This window comes from Emticicia oligotrophica DSM 17448 (genome assembly GCF_000263195.1).
Taxonomy (GTDB): Bacteria; Bacteroidota; Bacteroidia; order Cytophagales; family Spirosomataceae; genus Emticicia; species Emticicia oligotrophica.
Window position 1 is genome coordinate 4,314,057 of sequence record NC_018748.1, and the last position, 24,454, is coordinate 4,338,510.

General features: G+C 32.0%; 21 protein-coding genes. 9 read left to right on the top strand and 12 right to left on the bottom strand.

Translation table 11 applies throughout. The features are described from left to right. Window positions 1-197: 197 nt before the first annotated feature. The 5 genes from ruvA to EMTOL_RS17910 all read right to left on the bottom strand — a co-directional run bounded on the left by ruvA (window position 198) and on the right by EMTOL_RS17910 (window position 3,873). Window positions 198-791, bottom strand: a complete 594-nt coding sequence (ruvA, locus tag EMTOL_RS17890) for a Holliday junction branch migration protein RuvA (protein WP_015030729.1) — start codon at window positions 789-791, stop codon at window positions 198-200. A gap of 33 nt (window positions 792-824) precedes the next feature. Further along, window positions 825-1,376 carry a hypothetical protein gene (locus EMTOL_RS17895; RefSeq protein ID WP_015030730.1) on the bottom strand — a complete coding sequence of 184 codons (552 nt, stop codon included), beginning with the start codon at window positions 1,374-1,376 and terminating at the stop codon, window positions 825-827. A gap of 150 nt (window positions 1,377-1,526) precedes the next feature. Continuing rightward, a complete protein-coding gene (locus EMTOL_RS17900) occupies window positions 1,527-1,979 on the bottom strand; it encodes a DUF3299 domain-containing protein (protein ID WP_015030731.1) in 453 nt (150 codons plus the stop codon). Window positions 1,980-2,019: 40 nt separating this feature from the next. Next, window positions 2,020-3,219 carry an ABC transporter permease gene (locus EMTOL_RS17905; protein WP_015030732.1) on the bottom strand — a complete coding sequence of 400 codons (1,200 nt, stop codon included), beginning with the start codon at window positions 3,217-3,219 and terminating at the stop codon, window positions 2,020-2,022. 27 nt (window positions 3,220-3,246) lie between these two features. After that, the gene (locus tag EMTOL_RS17910) at window positions 3,247-3,873 is read right to left on the bottom strand and encodes an ABC transporter ATP-binding protein (protein ID WP_015030733.1); all 627 of its coding nucleotides are present in this window, start codon (window positions 3,871-3,873) and stop codon (window positions 3,247-3,249) included. A gap of 219 nt (window positions 3,874-4,092) precedes the next feature. Here EMTOL_RS17910 and EMTOL_RS17915 point away from each other — a divergent pair, with 219 nt between their 5' ends. The 4 genes from EMTOL_RS17915 to EMTOL_RS17930 all read left to right on the top strand — a co-directional run bounded on the left by EMTOL_RS17915 (window position 4,093) and on the right by EMTOL_RS17930 (window position 9,706). Continuing rightward, on the top strand, window positions 4,093-4,728 hold the full coding sequence (locus EMTOL_RS17915) for a peroxiredoxin (RefSeq protein WP_015030734.1): 636 nt from the start codon (window positions 4,093-4,095) through the stop codon (window positions 4,726-4,728). Between the two features lie 174 nt (window positions 4,729-4,902). Next, the gene (locus EMTOL_RS17920) at window positions 4,903-5,706 is read left to right on the top strand and encodes a glycoside hydrolase family 25 protein (RefSeq protein WP_015030735.1); all 804 of its coding nucleotides are present in this window, start codon (window positions 4,903-4,905) and stop codon (window positions 5,704-5,706) included. Window positions 5,707-5,797: 91 nt separating this feature from the next. Further along, on the top strand, window positions 5,798-7,444 hold the full coding sequence (pgi, locus tag EMTOL_RS17925) for a glucose-6-phosphate isomerase (RefSeq protein WP_015030736.1): 1,647 nt from the start codon (window positions 5,798-5,800) through the stop codon (window positions 7,442-7,444). 684 nt (window positions 7,445-8,128) lie between these two features. Continuing rightward, complete coding sequence (locus tag EMTOL_RS17930; protein WP_305953268.1) at window positions 8,129-9,706, top strand: LysM peptidoglycan-binding domain-containing protein; 1,578 nt, start codon at window positions 8,129-8,131, stop codon at window positions 9,704-9,706. 12 nt (window positions 9,707-9,718) lie between these two features. Here EMTOL_RS17930 and EMTOL_RS17935 read toward each other — a convergent pair whose 3' ends face one another. Together EMTOL_RS17935 and EMTOL_RS17940 are read right to left on the bottom strand one after the other, a co-directional pair. Beyond that, the gene (locus EMTOL_RS17935) at window positions 9,719-11,023 is read right to left on the bottom strand and encodes a hypothetical protein (protein ID WP_305953269.1); all 1,305 of its coding nucleotides are present in this window, start codon (window positions 11,021-11,023) and stop codon (window positions 9,719-9,721) included. Window positions 11,024-11,640: 617 nt separating this feature from the next. Further along, a complete protein-coding gene (locus EMTOL_RS17940; protein ID WP_015030739.1) occupies window positions 11,641-13,008 on the bottom strand; it encodes a hypothetical protein in 1,368 nt (455 codons plus the stop codon). 281 nt (window positions 13,009-13,289) lie between these two features. Here EMTOL_RS17940 and EMTOL_RS17945 point away from each other — a divergent pair, with 281 nt between their 5' ends. Both EMTOL_RS17945 and EMTOL_RS21955 read left to right on the top strand, forming a co-directional pair. Further along, window positions 13,290-14,438, top strand: a complete 1,149-nt coding sequence (locus tag EMTOL_RS17945; RefSeq protein ID WP_015030740.1) for a glycosyltransferase family 4 protein — start codon at window positions 13,290-13,292, stop codon at window positions 14,436-14,438. Further along, window positions 14,425-15,477, top strand: a complete 1,053-nt coding sequence (locus EMTOL_RS21955; RefSeq protein ID WP_015030741.1) for an acyltransferase family protein — start codon at window positions 14,425-14,427, stop codon at window positions 15,475-15,477. The genes EMTOL_RS17945 and EMTOL_RS21955 overlap by 14 nt, the downstream gene beginning before the upstream one ends. Here the strand turns inward: EMTOL_RS21955 and EMTOL_RS17955 are convergent, their stop codons facing one another. Genes EMTOL_RS17955 through EMTOL_RS17970 form a run of 4 tightly spaced genes read right to left on the bottom strand, consistent with a single transcriptional unit; the run spans window position 15,478 to window position 19,723 of the window. Continuing rightward, on the bottom strand, window positions 15,478-16,080 hold the full coding sequence (locus EMTOL_RS17955) for a hypothetical protein (protein WP_015030742.1): 603 nt from the start codon (window positions 16,078-16,080) through the stop codon (window positions 15,478-15,480). 58 nt (window positions 16,081-16,138) lie between these two features. Beyond that, entirely contained in the window at window positions 16,139-17,650 is a 1,512-nt protein-coding gene (locus EMTOL_RS17960; protein ID WP_015030743.1) for a hypothetical protein, read from the bottom strand. Window positions 17,651-17,666: 16 nt separating this feature from the next. After that, window positions 17,667-18,347: a glycosyltransferase family 2 protein gene (locus EMTOL_RS17965; protein ID WP_015030744.1), complete on the bottom strand. Its 681-nt coding sequence runs from the start codon at window positions 18,345-18,347 to the stop codon at window positions 17,667-17,669. 44 nt (window positions 18,348-18,391) lie between these two features. Continuing rightward, on the bottom strand, window positions 18,392-19,723 hold the full coding sequence (locus EMTOL_RS17970) for a glycosyltransferase family 39 protein (protein ID WP_052315405.1): 1,332 nt from the start codon (window positions 19,721-19,723) through the stop codon (window positions 18,392-18,394). 344 nt (window positions 19,724-20,067) lie between these two features. Between EMTOL_RS17970 and EMTOL_RS17975 the strand changes: the two genes are divergently transcribed. From EMTOL_RS17975 to EMTOL_RS17985, 3 genes are read left to right on the top strand one after another with little or no spacing between them, the layout of a single operon-like run. Then, window positions 20,068-21,033 carry a vWA domain-containing protein gene (locus EMTOL_RS17975; protein ID WP_015030746.1) on the top strand — a complete coding sequence of 322 codons (966 nt, stop codon included), beginning with the start codon at window positions 20,068-20,070 and terminating at the stop codon, window positions 21,031-21,033. A 2-nt stretch (window positions 21,034-21,035) separates the two neighbouring features. Then, window positions 21,036-21,704 (top strand): tetratricopeptide repeat protein, encoded by a 669-nt coding sequence (locus EMTOL_RS17980; RefSeq protein WP_015030747.1) that lies wholly within the window; start codon window positions 21,036-21,038, stop codon window positions 21,702-21,704. A gap of 54 nt (window positions 21,705-21,758) precedes the next feature. After that, window positions 21,759-22,727: a phosphoribosylaminoimidazolesuccinocarboxamide synthase gene (locus tag EMTOL_RS17985; protein ID WP_015030748.1), complete on the top strand. Its 969-nt coding sequence runs from the start codon at window positions 21,759-21,761 to the stop codon at window positions 22,725-22,727. Between the two features lie 204 nt (window positions 22,728-22,931). Here the strand turns inward: EMTOL_RS17985 and EMTOL_RS17990 are convergent, their stop codons facing one another. After that, a complete protein-coding gene (locus EMTOL_RS17990) occupies window positions 22,932-24,437 on the bottom strand; it encodes a glutamate synthase subunit beta (protein ID WP_015030749.1) in 1,506 nt (501 codons plus the stop codon). Window positions 24,438-24,454 lie beyond the last annotated feature (17 nt).

Here is a 24,454-nt window from a genome sequence, read left to right on the forward strand (position 1 = left end):
CACAATTTAATTTTAATAGCTGTCTGAACATACAGTATTTAGGAAAATTCAATAGGAGTATCATTGACTAAACGACTAAAACCTTGCCAATAGTCTATGATAATAGTAAAATTAGTATGTTTTTTTAGTATAAAGAATTTGAAGTACCGTTTAATAAACCTCAATTGCAAAATTTTGACTTACCATTGATTGATTGATCATCGAAGAGCCAATTTTATAAGTTGCTCAACAGTAATATCATTTCCTTCACGTTTCAGAATTGCATCAATACTTTTTTCTGCAGTTGCTCTAGGAATACCAAGCATAACTAAGGCTGCCAACGATTCACTTCGAATTTTAGCATTGGCTGGCTCAAAAATACTTGGCGTAATGTTGTTTACCAAATTGTCTTTCTTGAGTTTATCTTTCAATTCGATAATGGCTCTTTGAGCGGTTTTCAAACCTATTCCCTTAATACTTTGAATAGTTTTTACATCTTCACTTACAATGGCGTGTTTAATTTCTCCCGATGAAAGTGAAGAAAGCATTACTAATGCAGTACTTGGACCAATCCCCGAAACACTTGTTAAGTCTTCAAAAAGTACTTTTTCTTCAGCATCGTAAAATCCAAATAAGGTATGTGAATCTTCACGTACGATGAGTAAGGTATGTAATTTACAGCGTTCTCCAGTGTTATGGAGTGCCGCATAAGTTTGAAGGGATATTTTTACTTGATAACCTACTCCGCCTACATCAATAATAACGTATGAAGGGTCTTTATAAGCCAATTTGCCGTCGAGATATGCAATCATTTTATGGGTATGGGTAATAAGTAATTAAATGGATTACTTAATAACATTCAGTCTTAATCCTGAACTGATTTGTGGATTTAAGAAAAATGGTGAAGGTAAGGCTTCAACATATAAGCCAGCATCAATGAAAAATCCAATCGGTTGATTGGGTAATTTTAGTTCTAAACCAGCTAATCCTGTTGGCCCCAATGATATTTTTTTTGAGCGAATTTCCTGTGGAGGAGTTACATTTCTTGAAAAAAAGTAATGAGTTCGATTATTAATTTGTGCACCGCCTCCATAGTAAACATGAGCCCAACTGCGTCGGAGTATCTCAGAATGCCATAAATAAATGCCTTGAACCATTAAACCAGCAGTTCTATATTCTCCGCCATTATAACTTCTTTGGCGATTATAGATAAAACCATAAGTGCCCACATTTACATCAAATGCTTTGTCTCCGTTTTGAAAATATTTTCTTAAATTAAAACCGAGAGGCTCTCCTACACGAAAACCAGCAGCCCAGTTGTAATCATACTGTGCGAAAGTTTGTGAAGATGCACTTAATAGCAAAATTGTAATGATGGCAAAAAGTAGTTTTTTCATTGTATTTTAATATTCAAAATTCAAGATTTTTTCAAAAGTATGAAATACTGTTTACCAAACGAAATCAAAGGTAAAATTATTCAATAAAAAAGCGTTAGATTATACATCTAACGCCCTAAAATTTGTGCAAAAATACACCTATAAAGCATTTTACAAAACTAAATCAGTATTTACTAAGATATAGTTGAGTTCATTTATATCATCTGCATTCAATTTGAGTGTACCTTTTACAGTTACTCTATCATCAGTATTGAATCGCTTAGTTGATTTTTTAAATTTAATTTGTACTACAGACTCTGGGCCCGCTCCTCCACAGAAAAAGCAAGAACTGTATGGATTTGCAGAGAGTACATAGACATTTGCATCAACATCAACAGGAATCATATATCCAGTTAAAACTACTTCTTTATCTTTTAAATTAGTAACTTTTGTTCCAAAAGTAGGGTAGAGGATAAACATCGATTCTTCAGCACTCCATTTCTTTTTGAAGGTTACATCTCTTAATGTTTCCCAAGTAATTTTTGTTGGTTCGTCTGCAAATGTAAATGAGAATAAAGAAACGGCTAAAAGACCTAATATTACTCTTCTTGAAAATGTTTTCATTGTTTTAAAGGTTGATGAAACAAAAATATAAAGTTTTGAATTATTCGCTTGCTAAAGTTTTAGAAATATTAATTCTGTAAATTCCAATTGAAGGTAAAGCTGCGGCAAAAATTCCAACAAATAAAGCCCCAATCAGTAAATAAACCTCACCCGTTTGTAAAGTAAACTGACTCACATCAAAGTGGAATTTTTGACTTAATGCCTTAGAAATAAAGTAAATACCTGTTCTGCTTAAAACGATACCTGCAATAAAACCAAGCAAAGATAAGATAATACCCTCTAATAACAACATTAGAAATAAACGAGTTCTACTTGCCCCCATCGAAAGCATAAGAGCCATTTCGTATTTTCTTTCTTTTAATGAATTATATAAGGAAACAAAAACACTAATGCCAGAAATTAACATAATTACTGCTGCTAAAAACTGCAAACCCTCAATTCCGATACCCAATAATTCAAACAAACGATTCACTTCAATAGCAGGAACGGCTGCTTGTAGCTTTGAATTTTGATTAATATTTCTAGGCATTGTCATCATACCCATTGGAGAACGAAATTTTATAATTGCACTCGTAATTTCTCTTTTTACCGTACTATCAGCTTCGGCTTCGTGCTGTTCTCCTTCTGCATGGTCATGAATACTCCAAACACTATTTAAGCTTGTTAAAATTAAGTTATCAACGACCGAATTATTAAAATCTAATATACCTACAACCTTGTAATTTTTTTCTCCATGTTTTTCGCCTGCTGCATCTAATCCATGCGAGCTTGCGAAGGTATCTCCAATCTTTAATCCGGTATTTTGGGCAGTTTGGGCACCTAACACTACTTCTAAATTTCCTTTGAACATTTTTCCATCAATCAACTGAGTCTTAAAATGTTCAAAATACTTTTTATTAGTTCCTAAAATTCTGTACCCTTGGTAATTATCACCCATTGAAAGGGGAATCATTTCTTTAACCATTGGATTTTGTGCAATATTTTGCACATCATCTAAATAAACATTCCCAGTTGGATTATCAATTTGATAAACAGATGATAATATTAATTGTAAAGGGCTTCCTTTGGCACCTACAACTAAATCTATTCCACTAATATTTTTGGCAAATTTATCTTGTAATTGTTTCCCTAAAAGCATTAATAATGAAATCATTGCAATGCCCAAGGTCATCAACAATACGCACAAAAAACTGTTTAATTTTTTGTCAAGAATATTTTTCCAACTTATTTTTAATAACATTGTTGAATTTTGGTTTTTGATTGAAAACTAAAGTGTGATGATGTTTTTGAAGTTATCTTTAAGTCTTTGGTCGTGCGTAACAATAACCAAGGCTGCACCAATATTTTTTGATTGATTTTCAAGTAATAGAATTACTTTATCGCAGTTTTCATCATCAAGATTGGATGTGGGTTCATCAGCAAGTATCACATCTGGGTTATTCATTAAAGCTCTTGCAATACTCACTCTTTGTTGTTCTCCGCCACTCAGTAAATTGGTTTTTTTATCTAATAAATTACTAATACCTAAATTATCGGAAAGTTTTTGTGCTTGCTCAATAGATTGCTTTTGGTCGGCCAAATAATTAGCCAGCAATAAATTATCGAGTACATTAAGTGAGCTTACAAAATGAGGTTTTTGGTAGATAATACCTACATGGTTTGCACGCATTTGAGTTGCTTCTTTGGGAGTCAGTGAAGCGAGTTCATGTCCATTTATTTTTATTGAACCTTTTGTAGGTTTTAATAAAAGTGCTAATAAATGTAATAAAGTTGTTTTGCCTGTTCCTGATTTCCCAAGTATAAGTAAAGGTTCTCCCTTTTCGCAGCTAAAAGATGGAAAACTGAAAGATTTCTGACTGTCGTATGAAAAACTTAAATCTGTGCAAGTGAGCATTTTTAGTTTGTTTTGTTTCACTACTCCAAAGATATAACATAAGCCTCAATAACTACAAACAGTATCTAAACCAATTCAAAAAAAATATGATAGCGTTAGAAAGCCGTTCGTTTTGCTAAGAAAAAAAAAACTTTAAATTTGTGAACTTAAATAGGTTTACAAACCTTCTCTACTAAAAAAGTAGATTAATATTCTTTTTTAATTAAAACAATCAAAACTATGTCATTGAGATTAGGAGATATCGCACCAGATTTTACCGCAGAAACCACACAGGGTAAAATCAATTTTCATGAATGGTTAGGTAATTCTTGGGGTATGTTGTTTTCGCACCCAGCCGATTTCACGCCCGTATGTACTACTGAGCTTGGCAAAACTGCATTATTAAAAGATGATTTTGCTAAAAGAGGTGTAAAGGTTATCGCTGTTTCGGTAGATGATTTGGATTCTCACAACAAATGGGTTCCAGATATTGAAGAAGTAAACGGCGTGACGGTAAACTTCCCTATCATCGCTGATGCTGATAAGAATGTAGCTACCCTTTATGATATGATTCATCCGAATGCATCAGAAAAAGCAACTGTTCGTTCGGTATTTATTATAGGTCCAGATAAGAAGGTGAAATTGACCTTAACTTATCCAGCATCTACTGGTCGTAATTTTAATGAATTATTAAGAGTAATTGATTCTTTACAGCTTACATCGAATTTCCAAGTTGCTACCCCAGCCGACTGGAAAGATGGTGAAGATACAATTGTTGTACCAGCAGTTTCAACTGAAGACGCAATTGCAAAATTCCCTAAAGGTGTAAATGTTGTGAAGCCTTATTTACGCTATACTCCACAACCTAATAAATAATATTTTATTAGAAATGATTCTAATGTCAATTCATTGTATCTACAATGGATTGACTTTTTTTTTGAATTTAGCAGTTTTCACTCAATTGGGTTTTGATTCAAGTGCTTTTTAAGTACTTTTGCACAATAAAATTTAAATCATCTACATTGATAGGATAATACTGCTATTAAGTAAATGAGAAAGAAAAAAAAAGATAATTTGGGGAGAAGGGTCTTGAATCAAATTTTTTCAATTAGAGGAGTTTATATTTTAATCGTTATTTCTCTTATCACATTATATCCTGTATATGTGAGTGATGGACAAAAGTGGACTTATATTGAAAGCTTTGGAATAAAATTGCCGCTTCGTTATACCATTCATGGAATAGATGTTTCTCATCATAATAATGAAATAGATTGGCATAAAGTGAAGCACAGCACTGACGATAATGTAGAAATAAGTTTTTGCTTTATAAAGGCCACTGAAGGAGAAGATTTAAAAGACCAAGATTTTAGTAAAAATTGGCGAGAAGCCAAAAAAACGGGACTTATTCGTGGAGCGTATCATTTTTATGTACCAAGTGCTAATCCTGTGGAACAAGCTCAGAATTTTATTGAATCCGTAAATTTAAAAGAAGGAGATTTTGTGCCTGTACTTGACTTTGAAGTTCAAGGTTCAAGTAAGCGTGTAAGAGCCAAACTTCTTGAAAATGTAAAAACCTTCATCAATCTCATAGAAAACCATTACGGTGTAAAGCCAATAATTTACACTAATGGACATATCTACAGACAATATATTAAAGGAAATTTCGATTCGTATCCACTATGGATTGCTGACTATCAAAGCCAAAAATTAGAAGGTTACTCTGATAGTAAACTAATGTTTTGGCAGCATAGTACCGATGGCACTGTTGATGGAATCAGTGGTAATGTAGATTTTAATGTATTTGTAGCATCAAAGAGTCACTTAGAAGACATTTGTATAAAATCGACTCATTAAATATCAAGAATTAACGCTCGATGAAAGTCGAACTTTAGAGTTTTGATTTCATTAAAGAATTAAATTACTAATTTAAAGTAACAACTAAAGCATGCTTAACTCAATCAATTTTACTCAGACTCCTGCTTTTAAGAAACTCAAAGCTCACCATAAAACAATGAGCAAAAAGCATTTAAAAGAACTTTTTGCGGAAGATAAAAATCGTTTTAAGAAATTTTCTATCAAATTCAATGATATTTTGTTAGACTATTCTAAAAATAATATCAATAAACGAACAATGGCTTATTTAGCTGAATTGGCAAATGAGTGCCAATTAGGAAATGCCATTGAACAAATGTTTACAGGTGAAAAGATTAACCAGACAGAAAATCGCTCAGTATTACATATTGCTTTAAGAAACCGTTCTAATGCCCCCATTTTGGTTGATGGCAAAGATGTGATGCCAGATGTAAATGAGGTTTTAGATAAAATGAAGGAGTTTTCTGGAAAGTTAATTTCAGGCTCTTGGAAAGGATATACAAATAAATCAATTACCGATATTGTAAATATAGGAATTGGTGGTTCAGATTTGGGGCCAGTTATGGTAACAGAAGCTTTAAAGCCTTATAAGAAAAAGAATATCAATATTCATTTCGTTTCAAATGTAGATGGTACTCACATCGCAGAAACGTTGAAGAAAGTTAATCCTGAAACTACTTTATTCATGATTGCCTCAAAAACTTTCACAACTCAAGAAACAATGGCTAATGCTCATTCTGCACGTAATTGGTTTTTAGCTTCTGCCATAGACGCTGAATTTGTTAAGAAACATTTTGTTGCAATTTCTACCAACCAAAAAGAAGTTGAAAAATTTGGTATTGACCCAGCGAATATGTTTGGTTTTTGGGATTGGGTAGGAGGAAGGTACTCGCTTTGGTCTGCTATTGGTTTATCAATTGCTTGTACAATCGGTTTCGAAAATTTCGAACAATTATTATTAGGTGCCCATGAGATGGATAATCATTTCCGCACAACAAAATTTGATAAGAATATTCCTGTTATTTTAGCACTTTTGGGGGTTTGGTACAATAATTTTTATGGAGCCGAGTCACAGGCAATATTACCATACGACCAATACCTTCATCGTTTTGCCGCTTATTTCCAACAAGGTGATATGGAATCTAATGGTAAGTATATTGATAGAAGTGGCAATAAGGTAAATTATCAAACAGGACCAATTATTTGGGGTGAGCCAGGTACAAATGGCCAACATGCTTTTTACCAGCTAATTCACCAAGGTACTAAATTAATTCCAGCAGATTTTATTGCTCCTGCAGTTTCGCATAATCCACTTGGTGAACATCATAAAATGCTTTTGTCAAACTTTTTTGCTCAAACAGAGGCTTTAATGAATGGAAAAACTCGTGAAGAAGTTGATGCTGAATTAACTGGCAAATCGAAAGAAGAGATTGAAAAAATTGCTCCATTTAAAGTTTTTGAAGGAAATCGTCCAACAAACTCAATATTAGTCAAAAAAGTAACACCAAAAGTGTTGGGAAGCTTAATAGCAATGTACGAACATAAAATTTTTGTACAAGGTATTATTTGGAATGTATTTAGTTTTGACCAGTGGGGGGTTGAATTAGGTAAACAATTAGCGAATAAAATCTATCCAGAATTGACGGAAAATGAAGCAATTGAAAGCCATGATAGTTCAACTAATGCATTGATTAATCAATACAAAAAGTGGAGAAAGTAGTTTTTGATTGATTTGAAATAATTATTCTTTTTAATTTTGAAAGAAATATTAATCATTGCCCTTTAGAAAGACTCCGTTAGTGTTAACTAATAGATATCTATTACTATAAAAATTGACTTTAGTTTAAATATATTTTTTAACTAAAGTCAATTTTTTTTCATTCTAGAATACCTAACAAATTGTTGTTTTCATTTATTTTTGAAAAAATTAAAAATACGAAAATTATGAAAAAAAATATCTTTTATAATTTGGAAATTAAAAACTCAACTCATAACTTTGAATCAAAATAAAGTATGCTTCCCTAATTTGTCAGTATAATAAATACAAACTCGTACCCAAAAAGTAAAAATAGCCACAATCTAATAAGAGAAGTACATCAAAAAACTATGATCTTCTCTGATTAGTATTTGAGAATTAAAGATGGACTTACGTGCTTTCAAATATTCACGAACTCTTTTATTCCTGATGGTTTACTTGGGAAGAGTTTTTTGCTTTGCTCACAATACTCCTGATAATGCCCCAAGTATTCCATACGAGATAAAGTTTGCTAATGTAACTTTCCAACTGACTGAAGTTACTAAATACCTTGTGGAAACAGAATTTGAGAAAATCAGAAATGATAAAATTCAGCTACACCAAAATCTTGATAAGTTTAATCTATTTTTACCTGTTGTAGAACCCATTTTGAAAGAAAGCGAAGTGCCAGTTGACTTCAAGTTTTTAATGGTTTACAACAAATTTCAATCAACAGTTGAAAAAACGACTTTACTAGAGTCAAGTGTTTTTTGGTGCTTAGATAAGGCTAAAGCAAGCGATGTTGATTTACTCGTTAATGAGAGATTAGATGAAAGAAAACATTTAATTGCTTCTACAAAAGGTGCGGCATTGTGTATTAAACGAAATCAAGTGCTATACAGGAATTGGGGTGCTACACTATTCTCCCATCTTGCTGACAAAAAAGTTCTATCCATGCTGGAAGTCAATAAAAAATGGGCTGAAAATTCATTTGTAGTGCTTGATAGTCCAGCTTATTCCGCAATTTTGCAGTTTTTGGCATATAAATTAGCTATTGAAAGGGAATTTCCTGCTTATAAACCAACAGACCCAAAAATTATTTATGAATATCCTTACAGCAAAGGAAAGACTTTAAATAAAATTTCTTTGGATTTAAAAGTAGAGCCAGAGACACTTCTCGAATACAATAAATGGTTGAATACTGACAAAGTACCTGATACAGATTGTAACGTGTTGGTTGTAGTGCCTTCGAGTAGGTACACAGAAGTAAGAACATTAGCTGAATTAACTGGAAAAATTGGTTTACCCGCCAAAGACCTCGGCTTTCCCATCTTGAAGAGAGAGGAAAATAATATCAAAACCAGAAATAAAGGAGGGGTCTTCTATGTAATCAACGACATCGCAGGACTTCAAGCTGATATGTGTGATATTCCGGTAACGATGGCTTATAAAGCAGGTATTTCGATTGAAAAATTCTTAGAGTACAATGATATAAAAGAAACGGAACCACTGAGAGTTGGTCAAGTATATTATATTCAATCCAAGGCTGGTAAGGCAAGTGTTCCTTTTCATGTGGTAAGAGAAGGAGAAACATTATGGGATATTTCTCAGATGTATGGAGTTAAATTAGCAAATTTATTAGACTACAATAGATTTGAAACAATTCAAAAGTTACAAAGGGGAAGGGTAATTTGGTTGCAAACTACAAGACCAAAAAATAAACCAGTGGAGTATATTGAAATGCCTGAAGAAAATAGCGAAGTTTTAGAAAATTTAGTTGTTGAAATAAAAAATTCAGAAAAAGATATTGTTACTCCAAACCTGTCTAAAGAAGAAAACAATACAATTGAAGAATTTCAAGAAAAAACAATATTGCCAACCGAAGTTACAAAAACTCTAACTAACAAGGAAACAGAGAATACTAAGATTCCTTCAACAAAGGAATTTAAGAAAGAAAATCTGAAAAGTGTATCTTTGCCCAAGGTTTCTGAAAATAAAACAGCCAGCACTAATGAAGAACTTGATGAAAGTAGAAAGAATACATCAATTAAACCTAATTTAGCCCCTCAAAAAGCAGACTTCGAGGACGAAAAACTCTTTAAAAAACATATTGTAAAAAAAGGGGAAACTCTTTTTAAAATTGCCACAAACTATCGAGTAGAAGTTAGTGAGTTGTGGTTATGGAATAGTCTAACAAGTACCATTGTACTTCCTGGAGTAACTTTAAAAATCAAATCAAGTAAATAAAATTCAAAGGACTTAGTTTTTTTTACAGTCGCACTGAAATTTTAATTGTTTACCCTTAATCGTATCTTCTTTTATAAACCATTCTTGAGGTTTCTTTAGAAATACCACCCTCCCAGCTATCGGTACAGTTGTCTGCATAACAGGCTTACCAAATCTCTTATAAAACTCTTCCTTTTCAGATTCTGGTATAAGGTCAATATATAAATTTATTCCAGCAAAGTCATTAAATTGATAGAATTGTGTAAAAAATGACCATTGTTCCGGCGTGAATTTATTGGTAATTTTAGTAGATTGATTCCAAATTTTATTATCGGGAACAGACATTTTGCCCCAACCTGCATCTACAAATGGTTTTATCAATGTTGGATGTAGTCTTCCGAAATAATACCCAATTACTTTTTTGTGGTGAAATCTTTTCAATGCATGTACCCCGCTAGTTTTGTTGTAAATCGGGCAAAGTCCTTCATCATTACCAATACCATTTCCACCAATCACACAAAAGGGCCAATCGAGTACAGCTTCACCCGGTAATTTTTTTACATAATTCATATATGCATTAAAATTACTATCAAAATGATAGATTGGTCTTTCAAATCTTGCTTTGTAAACTGTAAAGACTTCTAAAAAGCCAATGATAGTTAGTAAACCAATCCAATATATATGTTTCTTTATTTGATTTTTTTTTAAGTCTGCACCTAACAATAGAAAACTGCAAAAAAATGGAATAATCATCGTAAATCTTGAGGGAATGCGATAAAGCATGCACCAAGGTAACCATTGTAATGTAGGTATGTTTATTGGATGATTAATGATTGAAAGTAAAAAAAATATGGCAAAAGGTAATATGAGAAGCCTTTCTTTTTTCTTTGAAAATAAGTAACCAAATAGGCCAATCAACAAACAAAATATCCCCGGACTCATAGAACCCATACCTTCAGGCATATCGTTAAATAGACCTTGAAATGGATTATTTAGGGCACTAAAGTTAGGGAAATAGGGTAGAAAGATTCTAAGTGGCAAATTCCAACCATGTCCTCCTGAAAAAGGATTATCAAAATGAAATTTTCTTATTGTTGTAAAAACCTGAATAATAATCGGTAAATAAAAGAATAATGCAATGAAAGATACAAGTATCATACTTGCATTTATGAACATATTTTTATTAAAATCTTTTACACCTTTTTTTAAAACATCAATAAAATAAGCTCGATAATCCTTTTTTATACAATAGCCAAGAATAGTAATGGCAACAAAGAAAAATGAACTTAAAGAAAATCCCAAAATGTAAGATAAATCTTGCCCAAGTGCTAAACACATAATCATTACTTTGAATATCAGTAAACGTGTGCTAATGGGTTCTTTATTGATGAATTTTTTGAAGATAATATAGTCAAGAAAAATACTAATGGTTGTCCAGTGAATTATACAATAAGCCAAGTGATGCGGATAACGATTAATTGCATGAAAATTTAAGTAAGTAACCAAAATTGACACCAAAAGGCTTTTTTTGAAATCCCAATAATATCCAACCAAAAAGAAAATGCTTAGGGCTGCAAATAAGATGCTGAGAGCATAATAATAATTTAGCCAAGGACCATTCCCAAAATTATTGTAAAAAAAAGCGTAGAAATAATTACCTTCTAAAAACCAACCTTGGAAGACGTGTGTGCCTCCATAAGGGTAGAAGTAGTCATTATTCGTTAAGTTTAGTTGTGGATAGGGCTTAAAGAATAAGTGTTCGGCAAGGTAATAACTCATATTTTCCCATTGCTCAACATCAGTTCCTGAGTTTTCAGTTAGTGGTTCAGTAAAATTCTTTATTTCTAAAAAGCAGAATGATAATTGACACAAAAAAATGACCAGCAAACCAAGGAAGATTACTTTTTTATTTGTTTCAAGTTTTTCTACTATCAAGCTATTTTTAATAACCATGCCTAAGCTTTGATTTGATTAGTCAAAATTGTGTGGTTGTATTTGGGTACTTTTTTGTATTCAAGGGCGAATCTTGCCACAAAAGCCATTGAGCACCACCTTCCATAGTCATAAGGCATTCCGAAGGTGAAGTTTTGTATCAAAGTTGCCAAGAAAAAGTAAGAAAGCATGAGTGTGAAATCACATGTCGGATTGAAAATTTCTTTCCAAATCCATTTAAGGATAATTAAATGAAGAGTTAGGAAAATTAAAAAACCCACGATTCCTAAATCATGAAACATTTCAATAAATGGAGAGTCCACGTAAAATTCTTGGTAACCATGACCAAAAAATATGGGGAATAAATTTCCATTTTCAATGTTTTTATCTAGATTTTTGAAAACATTTGTGATGTTTACAACCCTTGTCGAAGCAGAGGCATCAACAGTAGCAGTGATTTTAGCAGTTGCGTCAGAATCGGTAAAAAAGCTAGTTACAATTCTTTCCAAACGCTCAAAGATAATATCTGAGGCTACCATGATGTATCCCTTATAATGTTGGTTTGTCCATAAAGAAAATCCAAAATAAAGGAGTATAAAAAATATTAATAAACCTTGCCAGCCCATTAGCCATTTTAGGCCTTTGTAGATATTTTGAAGTTTAATGTGGGTAACAACATATAGAAAGAAGAAAATACCTGTTACTAATACCATTGCCATTGCTTGACATAAGCCAACCACAACAATTAATACTAAAACGGAGGCCATAATTGCCAATCTCCAAATTATTCTTGCCTCATTTCTTAGAAGTATTACACCTGAAATAATACCAATGTAAGCACTTTTTGCATAAATATGTGGATTCCCCATTGAAGCCATGCCACCATCATCTCCAAAACTAATGGCAGCTCGCATTCCAAACATGTAGGCTGGGTTTCTTGCAATATAATATAAGAGACTCAAGCCCCCTAAAGTACAAAAGAATAACGTAAAGTATAAAAATGTAGATTTTAGGTCGTTAATTGAAACCCCAGCGAAGATAAATAACCCCATTAAAAATACTATTTGGTTGGCCACTTCAACGGGCGTATTTGTGAACCATCCTCTATTAGGGGCATAAGTTGCTAAATACAATAAGGCCATCACGGCATATAAAATGCACATTAAATAGCCAATTGTATTGGTTTGATAAAGTTTTTTTGGGTTCAGTGGAAAAGCGATTAGCAAACTTAAAATAGTAAACCCCGCAGTGAATGCCGAGCTTCCTGGTGCTAATTTTAAACCATCTCTTAGGTAGTAAACTATCGGTAATCCACCAAAGAAAAAACTTAATCCTAAACTTTGTCTATATTTATTGAATTTTAAGAATAACCAATCAAGGTAAATAAACATACAAATATTTTTTGTACAAATATACTTAATTTAAACTTAGCTTCGAAAAGAGAACAATTTTAATCGTCTATGAATTAAATTTTACTAAATTTGTGACCATTTTTTTGATAAAATTTATCAAAATTGTACAAATCAAGATTGAATATTAGAAAATGGAAAAGATAAGCTCTTTAACACTTTCTAATAACGTTTCAAAAATCATTTTATTCATCAAATTCAATAAATGTATAATTTTTCAGTTTTAAGACTTGAATTATTTTCATTTTATAAATATTTCACGCATGAAAATGCTCATCATTCACCAGTTTTTCTGGGCTCATTATAAGGCTAAAATTTACACAGAACTTCAAAAAGTAGTTGACAAAAATCCAAATGATGAGCTTTTGGTTCTTCAAACAGCTCTTAATGAATTTACTAGGTCTAAAATTGGTAGTATTGATTATAGTATTCATCAATATAATGTTCAAATTTTGTTTGAAGACTTCTATGAAAATACAACAGTTTGGCAAAGGGTAAAGAAATCACTCTTTTGGGTAAACAAGTTTAAGCCTGATGTTATAAACTTACCCGGCTATTATGAGCCAGCCATGAATATTGTTCTTTTTTACTGTAAATTAAAGGGTATTAAAATTGTCATTTCATCTGATTCTACCGAAAGCGACAACCCAAATGTATGGTGGAGAGAATCACTCAAAAGATTTGTTGTATCTCAAGCACAAGGTTTCTTCTGTTATGGTACAAAATCTGCCGAATATATTTTAAAATTGGGTATGAAACCCGAACATATTCTAGTGGAAAATAATTCTGTAGATAATGTAAGAATTGAAAAAGTGCACACAGAAGCTCTGCAAACTCGCCAAGAGGTAAAGAAATCCTATCAACTAAAAAAGTATAATTTTGTATATGTTGGTAGACTGATTGAAATAAAAAACCTAGATAATTTATTGGCTGCCTACAAACCTTTGGCAAACTCCGACTGGGGATTGATTATTTTGGGCGATGGTAGTGAAGAGGAGAAATTAAAGAAATATGCGTCTGATAATCAATTAGAAGGTGTAAAATTTATTGCCGGACAACCTTGGTACGATGTTCCGAAAATATTGGCTTTGGCTGATGTTTTTGTACTACCAAGTTATTCTGAACCTTGGGGCCTAGTTGTAAATGAAGCAATGGCTTGTGGTTTGCCAGTAATTGTTTCTAACAAGTGTGGGTCGGCTTTCGATGTGGTTATTGAAAATCAAAATGGCTATACTTTCAATCCACATAGTGTAGAGGAATTAACAAACATATTTGAAAAATTTGTTGAAAATCCAGATAAAATTAAAATTTTTGGTGAAAAATCGAAAGAAATAATCAAGCGTTTTTCTCCTGAAAATGTTGCTCAAGAAATGTATGATGGATTCAAAAAAGTAGTATATGACAATAAGTAGAAACAATAATTTTGACTTAATTAGACTATTAGCAGCTTTTCAGGTGTTAATTTGGCATGGAGCTGTTCACTTTGATATTTCTGAGAAGGTTTACAATTATTTGCTCGTATTATATCATTTTCCGGGTGTACCCATATTTTTCACAATTAGTGGTTTTTTAATTAGTTATTCTCTCGAAAGAAATAATTTTAATTTAAAACAATACTTTAAAAATAGAAGTCTAAGAATTTTTCCTGCACTTTGGGTTTGTACGATAATAACGGCAGTTCTTTTATTTTCATTCGGAAAAGTCGGTAGCTCAAAAGATTTTATCACTTGGTTTATTGCACAAATTAGTTTTTTTCAGTTTTATGCAAGTGAATCACTAAAACAATGGGGGACAGGCCATCCTAATGGAAGTTTATGGAGTATTGCTGTTGAACTCCAATTTTATTTAGTTTTACCAATACTTTTGTACATTATCAATATTCCCCAAAAAAAGATTTACGTCAATTTATTACTTGCAATTTTATTCATAATATCAATTTTGGTTAAATATTATGTTCATATTAGTCCATTATTAACAGAAAATGTTGTTTATGAGAAATTATTTAACAACACGGTTATCAATTATCTTCATTTTTTTCTTACTGGAATCATCATTTACAAAAACTTTGATATAATTTTTCCAATATTGAAAGAGAAAGTCCTTATATGGTTACTTATTTACGCTGCTTTTGTTCTTGTGTTCAAGTTTTGGCTAAAGTATTATGATACTAATTACGAAATAAATATCTGGGGTATCACTGCTAACACTATTTTATCTTTACTGACATTATCATTTGCTTTTTCTTATACTGATTTGAGTAAAAAGCTTTTACATGAAAATGATATTTCTTATGGTATTTATATCTATCACATGCCTATTGTAAATACAATGGTAAGCTTAGGATACACAGGAAGTATCCTGAACCTTTTGGTTCTATCAATTATTACACTTGTGATAGCTTATTTTTCTTGGAAGTTAATCGAACAAAAAATACTTAAACTTAAAATGTAATCATTTTAAGTTTAACTTTATTTCTTTGTATTTACCCTGAGGAACTTGGTCGATTACAGATTCTCTATATCCATTAGGTAGTTTACCGCCCGGAATCCATAATTCATTGGCTCCCGTCTCATTGCCAGAAGGAATTCTTAAATGATGCTTTTTAGGTTTTTGAATATCAATTCTTATAATTGTTGAATTTTTCCATGAATTTTGGGGTATTCCAAGTTGATTTTCAACATAATTAAGATTTCCACTTGACTTGGAAATCAAATCATCCATTTCATTTTTACTCATTACAAATAAACCGTCAGGTCTGCCCAATTTTTCTCGACCAAATTTTTCTAAGGTTATTTCTGGAATTAAAAATGACGCTCCTCGCTTAAAACTTCTCAAATGTCTATGTCTATAACGCCATTTTAAGTAATTCGATGGAAGTGGTCTTTGACCTTTAGGAATATGAATAACTTCTGCACCTGAATGTCCTTTTTTAAATGCTCCTTTGGTGTACTCAAAAGAATTAATATCGACTAAATTATTCTGACCAGAGATATCTAGTGAGAAAAGTAGAATGAATAAATACGGGAGTATTTTTCTAGAGTTTATATGTTTCATTCGTAATTAATAGGTAATCCATGCAATTTTACGAAAAATTGAATTACCTACTAATTGGTTAGTTATTATTTTTTTGAGAAGATTCTTGACTCATTATATATTTCCCGAAAAATGAATTCTTTTTGGCAAAATATTGTAAGAAAATTTCTTGTGGAATATCAGCTTTATTGATAGTCGGACTCTCTGCAATTGATGGTACTTTATCCCATTTGAGGGTAGTCATACTACTAAAAATGCCAAGAATAACAGTAAATATCATGTAAAATCTCAAAAATTTAATTGATATTTTTGATTTTAGCATTTCTGAATAAGTGCTGATTAATAGTACAAAAATCAATATTTTGATTGTACTTATCAGACGCATGGCCAAATCATTATTGAATCCAATTCGATAAAGTGGAGAAATAATAAAATACGCCGCACAGAAGTATAAAAGTATTAGCTTGTCGTTGTGAGTGTTTTTAGAGGAAAAAAGACGATACATGTAAAACAAGTAGATGCCTACTTCTAAAAGACAATAGCCGATTAATGCTAAAATAGAAATGAGTGGTTTATTATATAAATAGCCAGAAATATCGGAGAAAGTCCAAATAAAACCTGAAAATCTATTGTCTTGGAAATGAGCTAGGAAATAAGTGGCCATGATGAAGATAATTATTCCACCCCCTAAAATGTTTGCAAGACTAAAGAAATTGGCGAATCTTCGATATAAAACCAAGAATCCTGCAATAATACCTACACTAAATGCTCCTAAAAAAGACCACATAAGCAAGAGCGAAATAAAATAAAGTATGAATTTATTGTCCTTTCTTATAAAGCTTTCATAATAAACAAAAAATACCCCAACCGTAGTAACAATGTGGTGTTGTGGTGAATAATGAATATTGATTAAGTTGAATGAAATGCCCGAAGGCCAAATAAAATATTGGATAATTGGTAGTGAAACTATATTTTGTAATAAATAATGGGCGTATAAATATGGTTTAAATAATGTAGCTCCTAAAAGAAAGAGAATAAATACTAAGATGATATTGAGATTTTTAGGAGTTAGAAAGTATAACCAACAAAATGAAATAAAAATACCAGTGGCACCCCATATATAAAGCAGAATGTTGCTTAGACCCATTCCAATAAACTTACAAATAATGGCAGTTGGTAAGTAATAGGCCATGTAATAACCTAAAATAGCAGGTTCGTTTAAGATTCCGTAGCGAGTTTCGTTCTCGTAAACAATAGGATAAGGTTTCTTGATTAATTCTTTAACAATGGTATTATGCTTAAAATAATCATAAGATTGCCCTAAACCAAAATTTCCTAAACTAAAAAATACTCCTAAAACTAATGTGAAAATAAATAAATAAAATATAGTACTTCCATCTATTTTACTAAGCCTCAATGCACTAACTTTTTCTTGACTTTTAGTTGTATTTTTCCAAAAACTATAAAAAGAAAATACTGCAGCCACAAATCCTAAAGTTGCCCAAATAAGATTTAACCAAGTTAGAATAAAAAGTATATTGGGAATAAGTAAATAAGATACTGTAAAAAGTTTTAGTTGTTTAATAGTCATGCTTTTTTTATTTGAATTAATCAACAAATCGATATTTTAGAAGTACCCAGATTGCCTCAACGCCATCTTTCCAATTGATTTTTTTACCTTCACTAATTGAACGTGGATAATAATTGATAGGAATTTCGGGTATTTTATAGCCTAATTTCGCAACTTTTGCAGTAACCTCAGGACAAAACTCAAATCCTGTACAATTCAGTTTGATTGATTTTAGAAGTGTTGCCTCAAAAACTTTGTAACAAGTTGGTTCGTCAGTTAAATTTTGACCATATAAGATATTTGTAATCCACGTAACCACTTGTCCACCCAAGAAAAAAGAGAAATAAGAGTGTTTATTTTGTTTATTTAAAAACCTCGAACCATAAACTACTTTCGTTTTTCCGTTGGCAACTTCTGGAATTAACTTGTAGTAATCATGTGGGTCATATTCTAAATCTGCATCTTGAATGATTATAATATTGCCTGTGGAATGATTAATTGCAGTTCTTATTGCTCCGCCTTTCCCTTGATTCTTTTCGTGGAAAATTACCTTAATTGTGTCACTTTTTAGCTTATTTAATAAATCTCTCGTTCCATCTGTTGAGCCATCATCAACAACAATTATTTCCTTTGGAATGTCTATCTCCTCTATTTTCTTTAGAATATTTTCAATATTGTTAATTTCGTTATAAGCTGGAATTAGAACAGAGAGGAGCATATTTTTATTGGAATAATTCAAATTTAATATTTTTTATTGGTTAACTACTTTGTTTTTTTTCTGTGCCAGAGTTTTATGTATAAAACTGAATCTGTTTCGAGTGTAAAATTCTTATTTAATTCATACCTTAATTTTTCAAGGGCTATTTTATTTTCAGGGGTATTTACTTTGGTACTATCATCAATTATTGAACTTCTGAATCCAAATAATACAAGCTTTAAGGAGGTATCTTTCAATGATTGTTCATAAATATTGGTATGTTTTTTAACGAAATCGCTTGTTTGCATTTCAGTATTTATGAACGGAACATTCGGGTATTGATGAGAATGAAAATAAAATAAGCTACCAAAATCAATAAGCAATGCTTTATCACCTTTTTTTAGGTTTCTATTTACTGTACTTGCGTATGTTTTTTCAATAGCAAAATCATCTATTTTTACTAAACGTTGAATCACTTCTCGACGAGTAATAAAGATACTTACAATTACTATTACTAATAATAGAATCAGTGAAATATATACTTTAGTAAGCTGTTTTTGATATATTTTGCTGTAATGAGTATAAACCGATGCGATTATTATTGAGAAAAAAGGAGCCGCAGGATAAAAATAGTGAGAGGCTTGACTTTTCATTAAAGATGCCAAGGAAATTAACCCAAAAAATATGCAAAGCATAAAAGTTGTATTTCCCCAATACTTCCTTTTTTCTTTTACACTTGCCGCTAAAATTATGCTAATAGCTGTCAGAATAATAAACCAGAAGGTTTTGATAATAAGCTTTTTAAGAAATAATGTATGAGCAGGGTAGGAGCCAAAAGGGTATATGTATGACCAATAAATATGTTCGTCCAATTTATTTATTTGGTTGAAATAAATAAGTGAAAGTAATAGCGGAACGGCAAACCCCATTAGGATACAAAGACCTTTTTGAAAAATTTGCCAAAATGAAGATTTTCTTAAAATAAAACATTCATAAAATAGGTATAGCCCTGCACCTGCAACGTAGAACATCGCTATACTTTTAAACAACATTGCAATTCCGAGTAATAGTCCGCCAACGAACCAATCTAGGTTTTTATTCTTTGAAAGAAATAATAATGACCAAATAGCCAATATTGCAATTGGGGCTTCAGGTTCAAGGAAATTCATTTCCATGAAAAAACAGCAAATAAGCGAGAGAAAAGATGCAATAAGTGCCTGTTGGCTATCTTTAGTAAGTTTAAGAACAACGAAATAGCTTGAAATACCAATGCCAATAAATGAGGTACAAATAAGCAGTGTAACTGTTAAATGGTTAAAATCACCGCCAAATAGGTTAATTCCTAATTGCACAAATACATACCAAAGCCAAGATTTTGATGGAATAAAATCATACAATTGATAGCCATCATTAAGAGAACGGCCAATAACTAAATATTCGAGAGCATCATATCCAAATCCAGAATTGTATGAAAATAAAGCAAAAATGGGTGTTATTGTTAATAAAACACCAATATAGATAATTGTATTTGTGAGTTTAGTTTTGATATTGTCCTCCTTTTATTAGATTAACTGAATAATTCTATTAGACTTTGCAAAAATAGCAAAAATCATCTGTAATAGTGTTATTCTTTGAAATCACTAAGCAAACTACCTAATTTAATCGTTTATTTTAATGGTCAACTATTTGAAAATTTGACTTAGTTTCTTGGGGTTCTCGTTAAACAGTGATAATTTTATGCATGAATTGGATAAAGCCACTTACTATTGTCGAATTTGTCTTTATAGGCATTTTTTTGTTGGTTTATGCCACCTACTTTATTCGTTTATATATATTAGCTAGGCGTTTAGGAACTACTGCCCGCTCAGTGATATTTAAGTTTATCACAAGAGTTATTTATTTAAGCTTATGCATAATGGGTTTGTTAGGACCCAGTTTTGGTATCAACGAAATTGAAGCACAAGCAACAGGTAAAGACATATACTTAGTTTTTGACCTTTCAAAATCAATGGATGCCGTTGATATTGAGCCTTCTAGATTAGAAAAAACTAAATTTGAATTAATTAAAAATATTGATTTGTTGAAGTCCGATAGAATAGGATTGATAGTTTTTTCTTCAGGAGCTTATACCCACAGTCCCCTTACATTCGACCGCGATGCAGTAAAGTTATTTATTCAGAAATTAAATAGCGAGCTTTTTGTTCAAAATGGTACAAATCTTAATTCTGCATTTGAATTAATTTTGAGTAAATTTAAGATAAGTAGTGTTCAAAATCCAAGAAAAAGTAAAGTAGTAGTTTTAATAACAGATGGAGAGGATTTTGGGCAACTTGATTCTAATATCTTAGCAGAATTGAAAAAAAATAAAATTAATCTTTTGACTTTGGGTGTGGGCACTGCACAAGGAGGCCAGATTAGAGAAGAACTTGATTTTAAAAAAGATAGTGGTGGAAAAATTATTATTTCTAAATTGAATGCTTCATACTTAATAAAGCTCACTAAGGATTTGAATGGCAAATATTTTCAGTTGAACAATCAACAAAATGGGGTTGTTGATTTATTGAAAGAGGTTGATAAAGTTGAGAGTAACTGGATTGATACAAGGAAAATGACAGTTGCCAATAATAAATATTATTATTTTGTCTTTTTAGCATTAATTTTAATCATTATTGATATACTGTTCACTGTGCGAACAATTAAAATATAGCTATGAATTTATGGTTTTTTTATATAATTCTACTCTTCCTCAACATTCGTTCTTTAACAAATGTACAAGAACGAAATGCTTTGAAAATAGAGGCAGGAAAGGCTTTTTTTAAAAAAAACTATTCATTATCAGTTCAAAAGTACCAGTCACTAGCCAATATTTCATATAACCTTGAACCCGAAGCTCGCTTGAATTTGGCTCATGCCTACTTTAAAATCAATGATACACTTAGGGCTTTAGAAGAATATCGAAAGCTTGTTAGATTAAATGATGTAGAGATTTCTACGGTTGCAATGATACAAGTAGGTGTAATCGAAACTATGCGTGGTGATAGTATCTCAGCATTAGAACTTTTTAAAATTGCTCTGCAAAAAGATGATAGAAATAAAGTTGCTCGGTATAATTATGAACTTTTGAGGAAAAAGATTCCCCAAACTCCTCCAAAAAATAGTCAGAGCCCAACTTCGGATAATGAAAATAAAACAAACACTGCTGCTGAAGCTGAGAAATCAGAAGAAAAAAAAGATATTCTTGATTCAATGACCCCAGAAAAAATGAGTAAAGAAAAGGCTTTACAACTTTTAGAGTCAATGAAGAATTCTGAATTACAATTTGCACAAAAACGCAGGTATCAAGGTTCAAAGAAAGAAAAGGTAGTAAACGATTGGTGATAAAAGTAAAAGAGAATAAGCTTAAATTTCGTAAATAAATATCTTATCAATATAATGACTCAAATTTCAAATAGCGGTGTTTTACAATCCGCAGTTAAGGAAACAAACTTTAATTTTGAAGGACAAACTGGATTTTACCGTGGAAAGGTACGCGATGTTTATGATTTTAACGATAAAGTCGTGATGGTGGCGTCGGATAGAATTTCAGCATTTGATGTGGTTCTTCCTCGACCGATACCATTCAAAGGACAAGTTTTAAACCAAATTGCTGCAAAGTTTTTAAATGCCACTAAGGATATTGTACCAAATTGGTTGTTGGCTTCGCCTGACCCAAATGTTTCGATTGGTGTTCGATGCGAAACTTTTCCGGTTGAAATGGTTGTAAGAGGATATTTAGTGGGTCATGCTTGGCGAACTTACAAAAGCGGTTTAAGAACACTATGTGGGGTTGTTTTACCTGAAGGTTTGAAGGAAAATGATAAGCTTCCTAGTCCAATTATTACTCCAACAACAAAAGCACACGAAGGGCACGATGAAGATATTTCGAGAGAAGACATCATTGCACGTGGTTTAGTTGAAGAGGCAAAATATATTCAACTTGAAAAGTATGCTTTGGCTCTATTTGCGAGAGGTACTGAAATGGCTGCCGAACGTGGTTTAATTTTAGTTGATACAAAGTATGAATTCGGAGAAAAAGACGGGGTTATTTATTTAATTGATGAAGTACATACACCAGATTCTTCCCGTTATTTTTTCAAGAAAGGTTATGAAGAAAATCTAGCTCAAAATTTACCACAAAAGCAATTATCGAAAGAATTTGTACGTGAATGGTTAATTTCTAATAATTTTCAAGGAAAAGATGGGCAAGTTGTTCCAGAAATGACTGACGAAAAAGTATTGGAAATTTCAAATCGCTATATTGAACTTTACGAGAATGTTTCGGGTGAAAAGTTTGTACCTCAATCAGGTGAAAATGTCCATGAAAGAATTCAAAACAACATTAAGAAATACTTTGGTATTTAAATGTGTGATAAAACATGAGTTATCGTGAATTTCGAGATAACTTATCATTCAATTTCATTTCAGTAATAGTTTGTAATTAACAAGTTTATTATCTTTTTTTGAAAACTGTTCAGAACATTTTTTAGCATTTATTTCTAGATTCTGTTCAAAAATAAAGCCATTCCTGAAATTCAAGAATGGCTTTGCTTTGTGTAATAATATAAATTAAGCTTCAGCGTATGCTGGTGAAATCATTGAAACTGCTTTTGCTTCCAATAGTGTTTCTCCCATCAAATACTCATCTACTTTACGAGCACATTCACGACCTTCTGAAATGGCCCAAACAACTAATGATTGCCCACGACGCATATCACCCGCAGCAAAGATTTTTGGATTTGATGTTTGATAATTTGGTGCTTTAGCATTTTTTCTTTCATCAACTTCAATTTCTAATTGACTTAAAATATCTTGTTGAGGATGTAAGAAACCTGCGGCAATTAAAGCTAATTCACAAGGAATTTCACGTTCATTCATTTCTACTTTTGTTCCATTAAACATAGCAGATTCTGAAATTAAAATACCTTTTAAATTTCCATTTTCATCACCAATGAATTCCTTTACATTGATACTAAACAAACGCTCACAACCCTCTTCATGCGAAGTAGAAGTACGTTTGGTCAACGGCCACATAGGCCAAGGAGTTGCTTCTGAGCGAACTTGGTAGAAAGGTTGTTTCTTATCGTCTAATTCTGGTTCAGGCATTACCTCAACCTGTGTAATTGATTTTGCTTTATGACGATTAGAAGTACCTACACAGTCAGAACCTGTATCTCCACCACCAATCACCACTACATTTTTGCCAGTTGCTAACAATTCACCATTTTGATATGCAGAACCACGATGGTCGTTCACACGTTCAATACCTGAAACACGCTTATTTTGTTGGCTCAAGAACTCCATTGCAGGATAGATACCTTTCAACTCTTTTCCTTTTATTTCAATCATACGTGGTACGGTTGAGCCACCAGCTAAAACAATAGCATCAAAGTCTCTTACAAGGTCAGAAGCTTTTACATTTACTCCAACATTTGCATTTGTAATGAATTCAATGCCTTCTGCTTTCATCACTTCAACTCTACGACGAACTACAGATTTATCTAGTTTGAAATCAGGAATACCGTAGCGTAAAAGTCCACCAACTTCATCGGCACGTTCAAAAACTGTAACTAAATGTCCTGCTTTGTTTAGTTGTGAAGCAGCAGCCAGACCAGCAGGGCCAGAACCAACTACAGCTACTTTTTTGCCAGTGCGTTTTTTAGGTACATTTGGTTTAACCCAACCATTAGCATAAGCCTTTTCAATGATTGATTTTTCAATGTATTCAATTGCAACTGGTGGTTTATTGATACCCAATACGCAAGAAGATTCGCAAGGTGCTGGGCAAATTCTTCCTGTAAATTCTGGGAAATTATTTGTAGAGCTTAAAATCTGATAAGCATATTCCCAGTTTTCTTCATAAACGGCATCATTAAATTCTGGAATTATATTTCCTAGTGGACATCCATTATGACAAAACGGTACGCCACAATCCATACAGCGAGCGGCCTGTTTTTGAGTATTATTTTCATCTACAGGTAGTTCAACTTCATTGTAGTCTAAACGACGTTCATCAACGTTTCGCTTAGCTGCCGCTTCTCTTTGAAATTCTAAGAAACCAGTTGGTTTTCCCATTTTAATATCGTGATTTT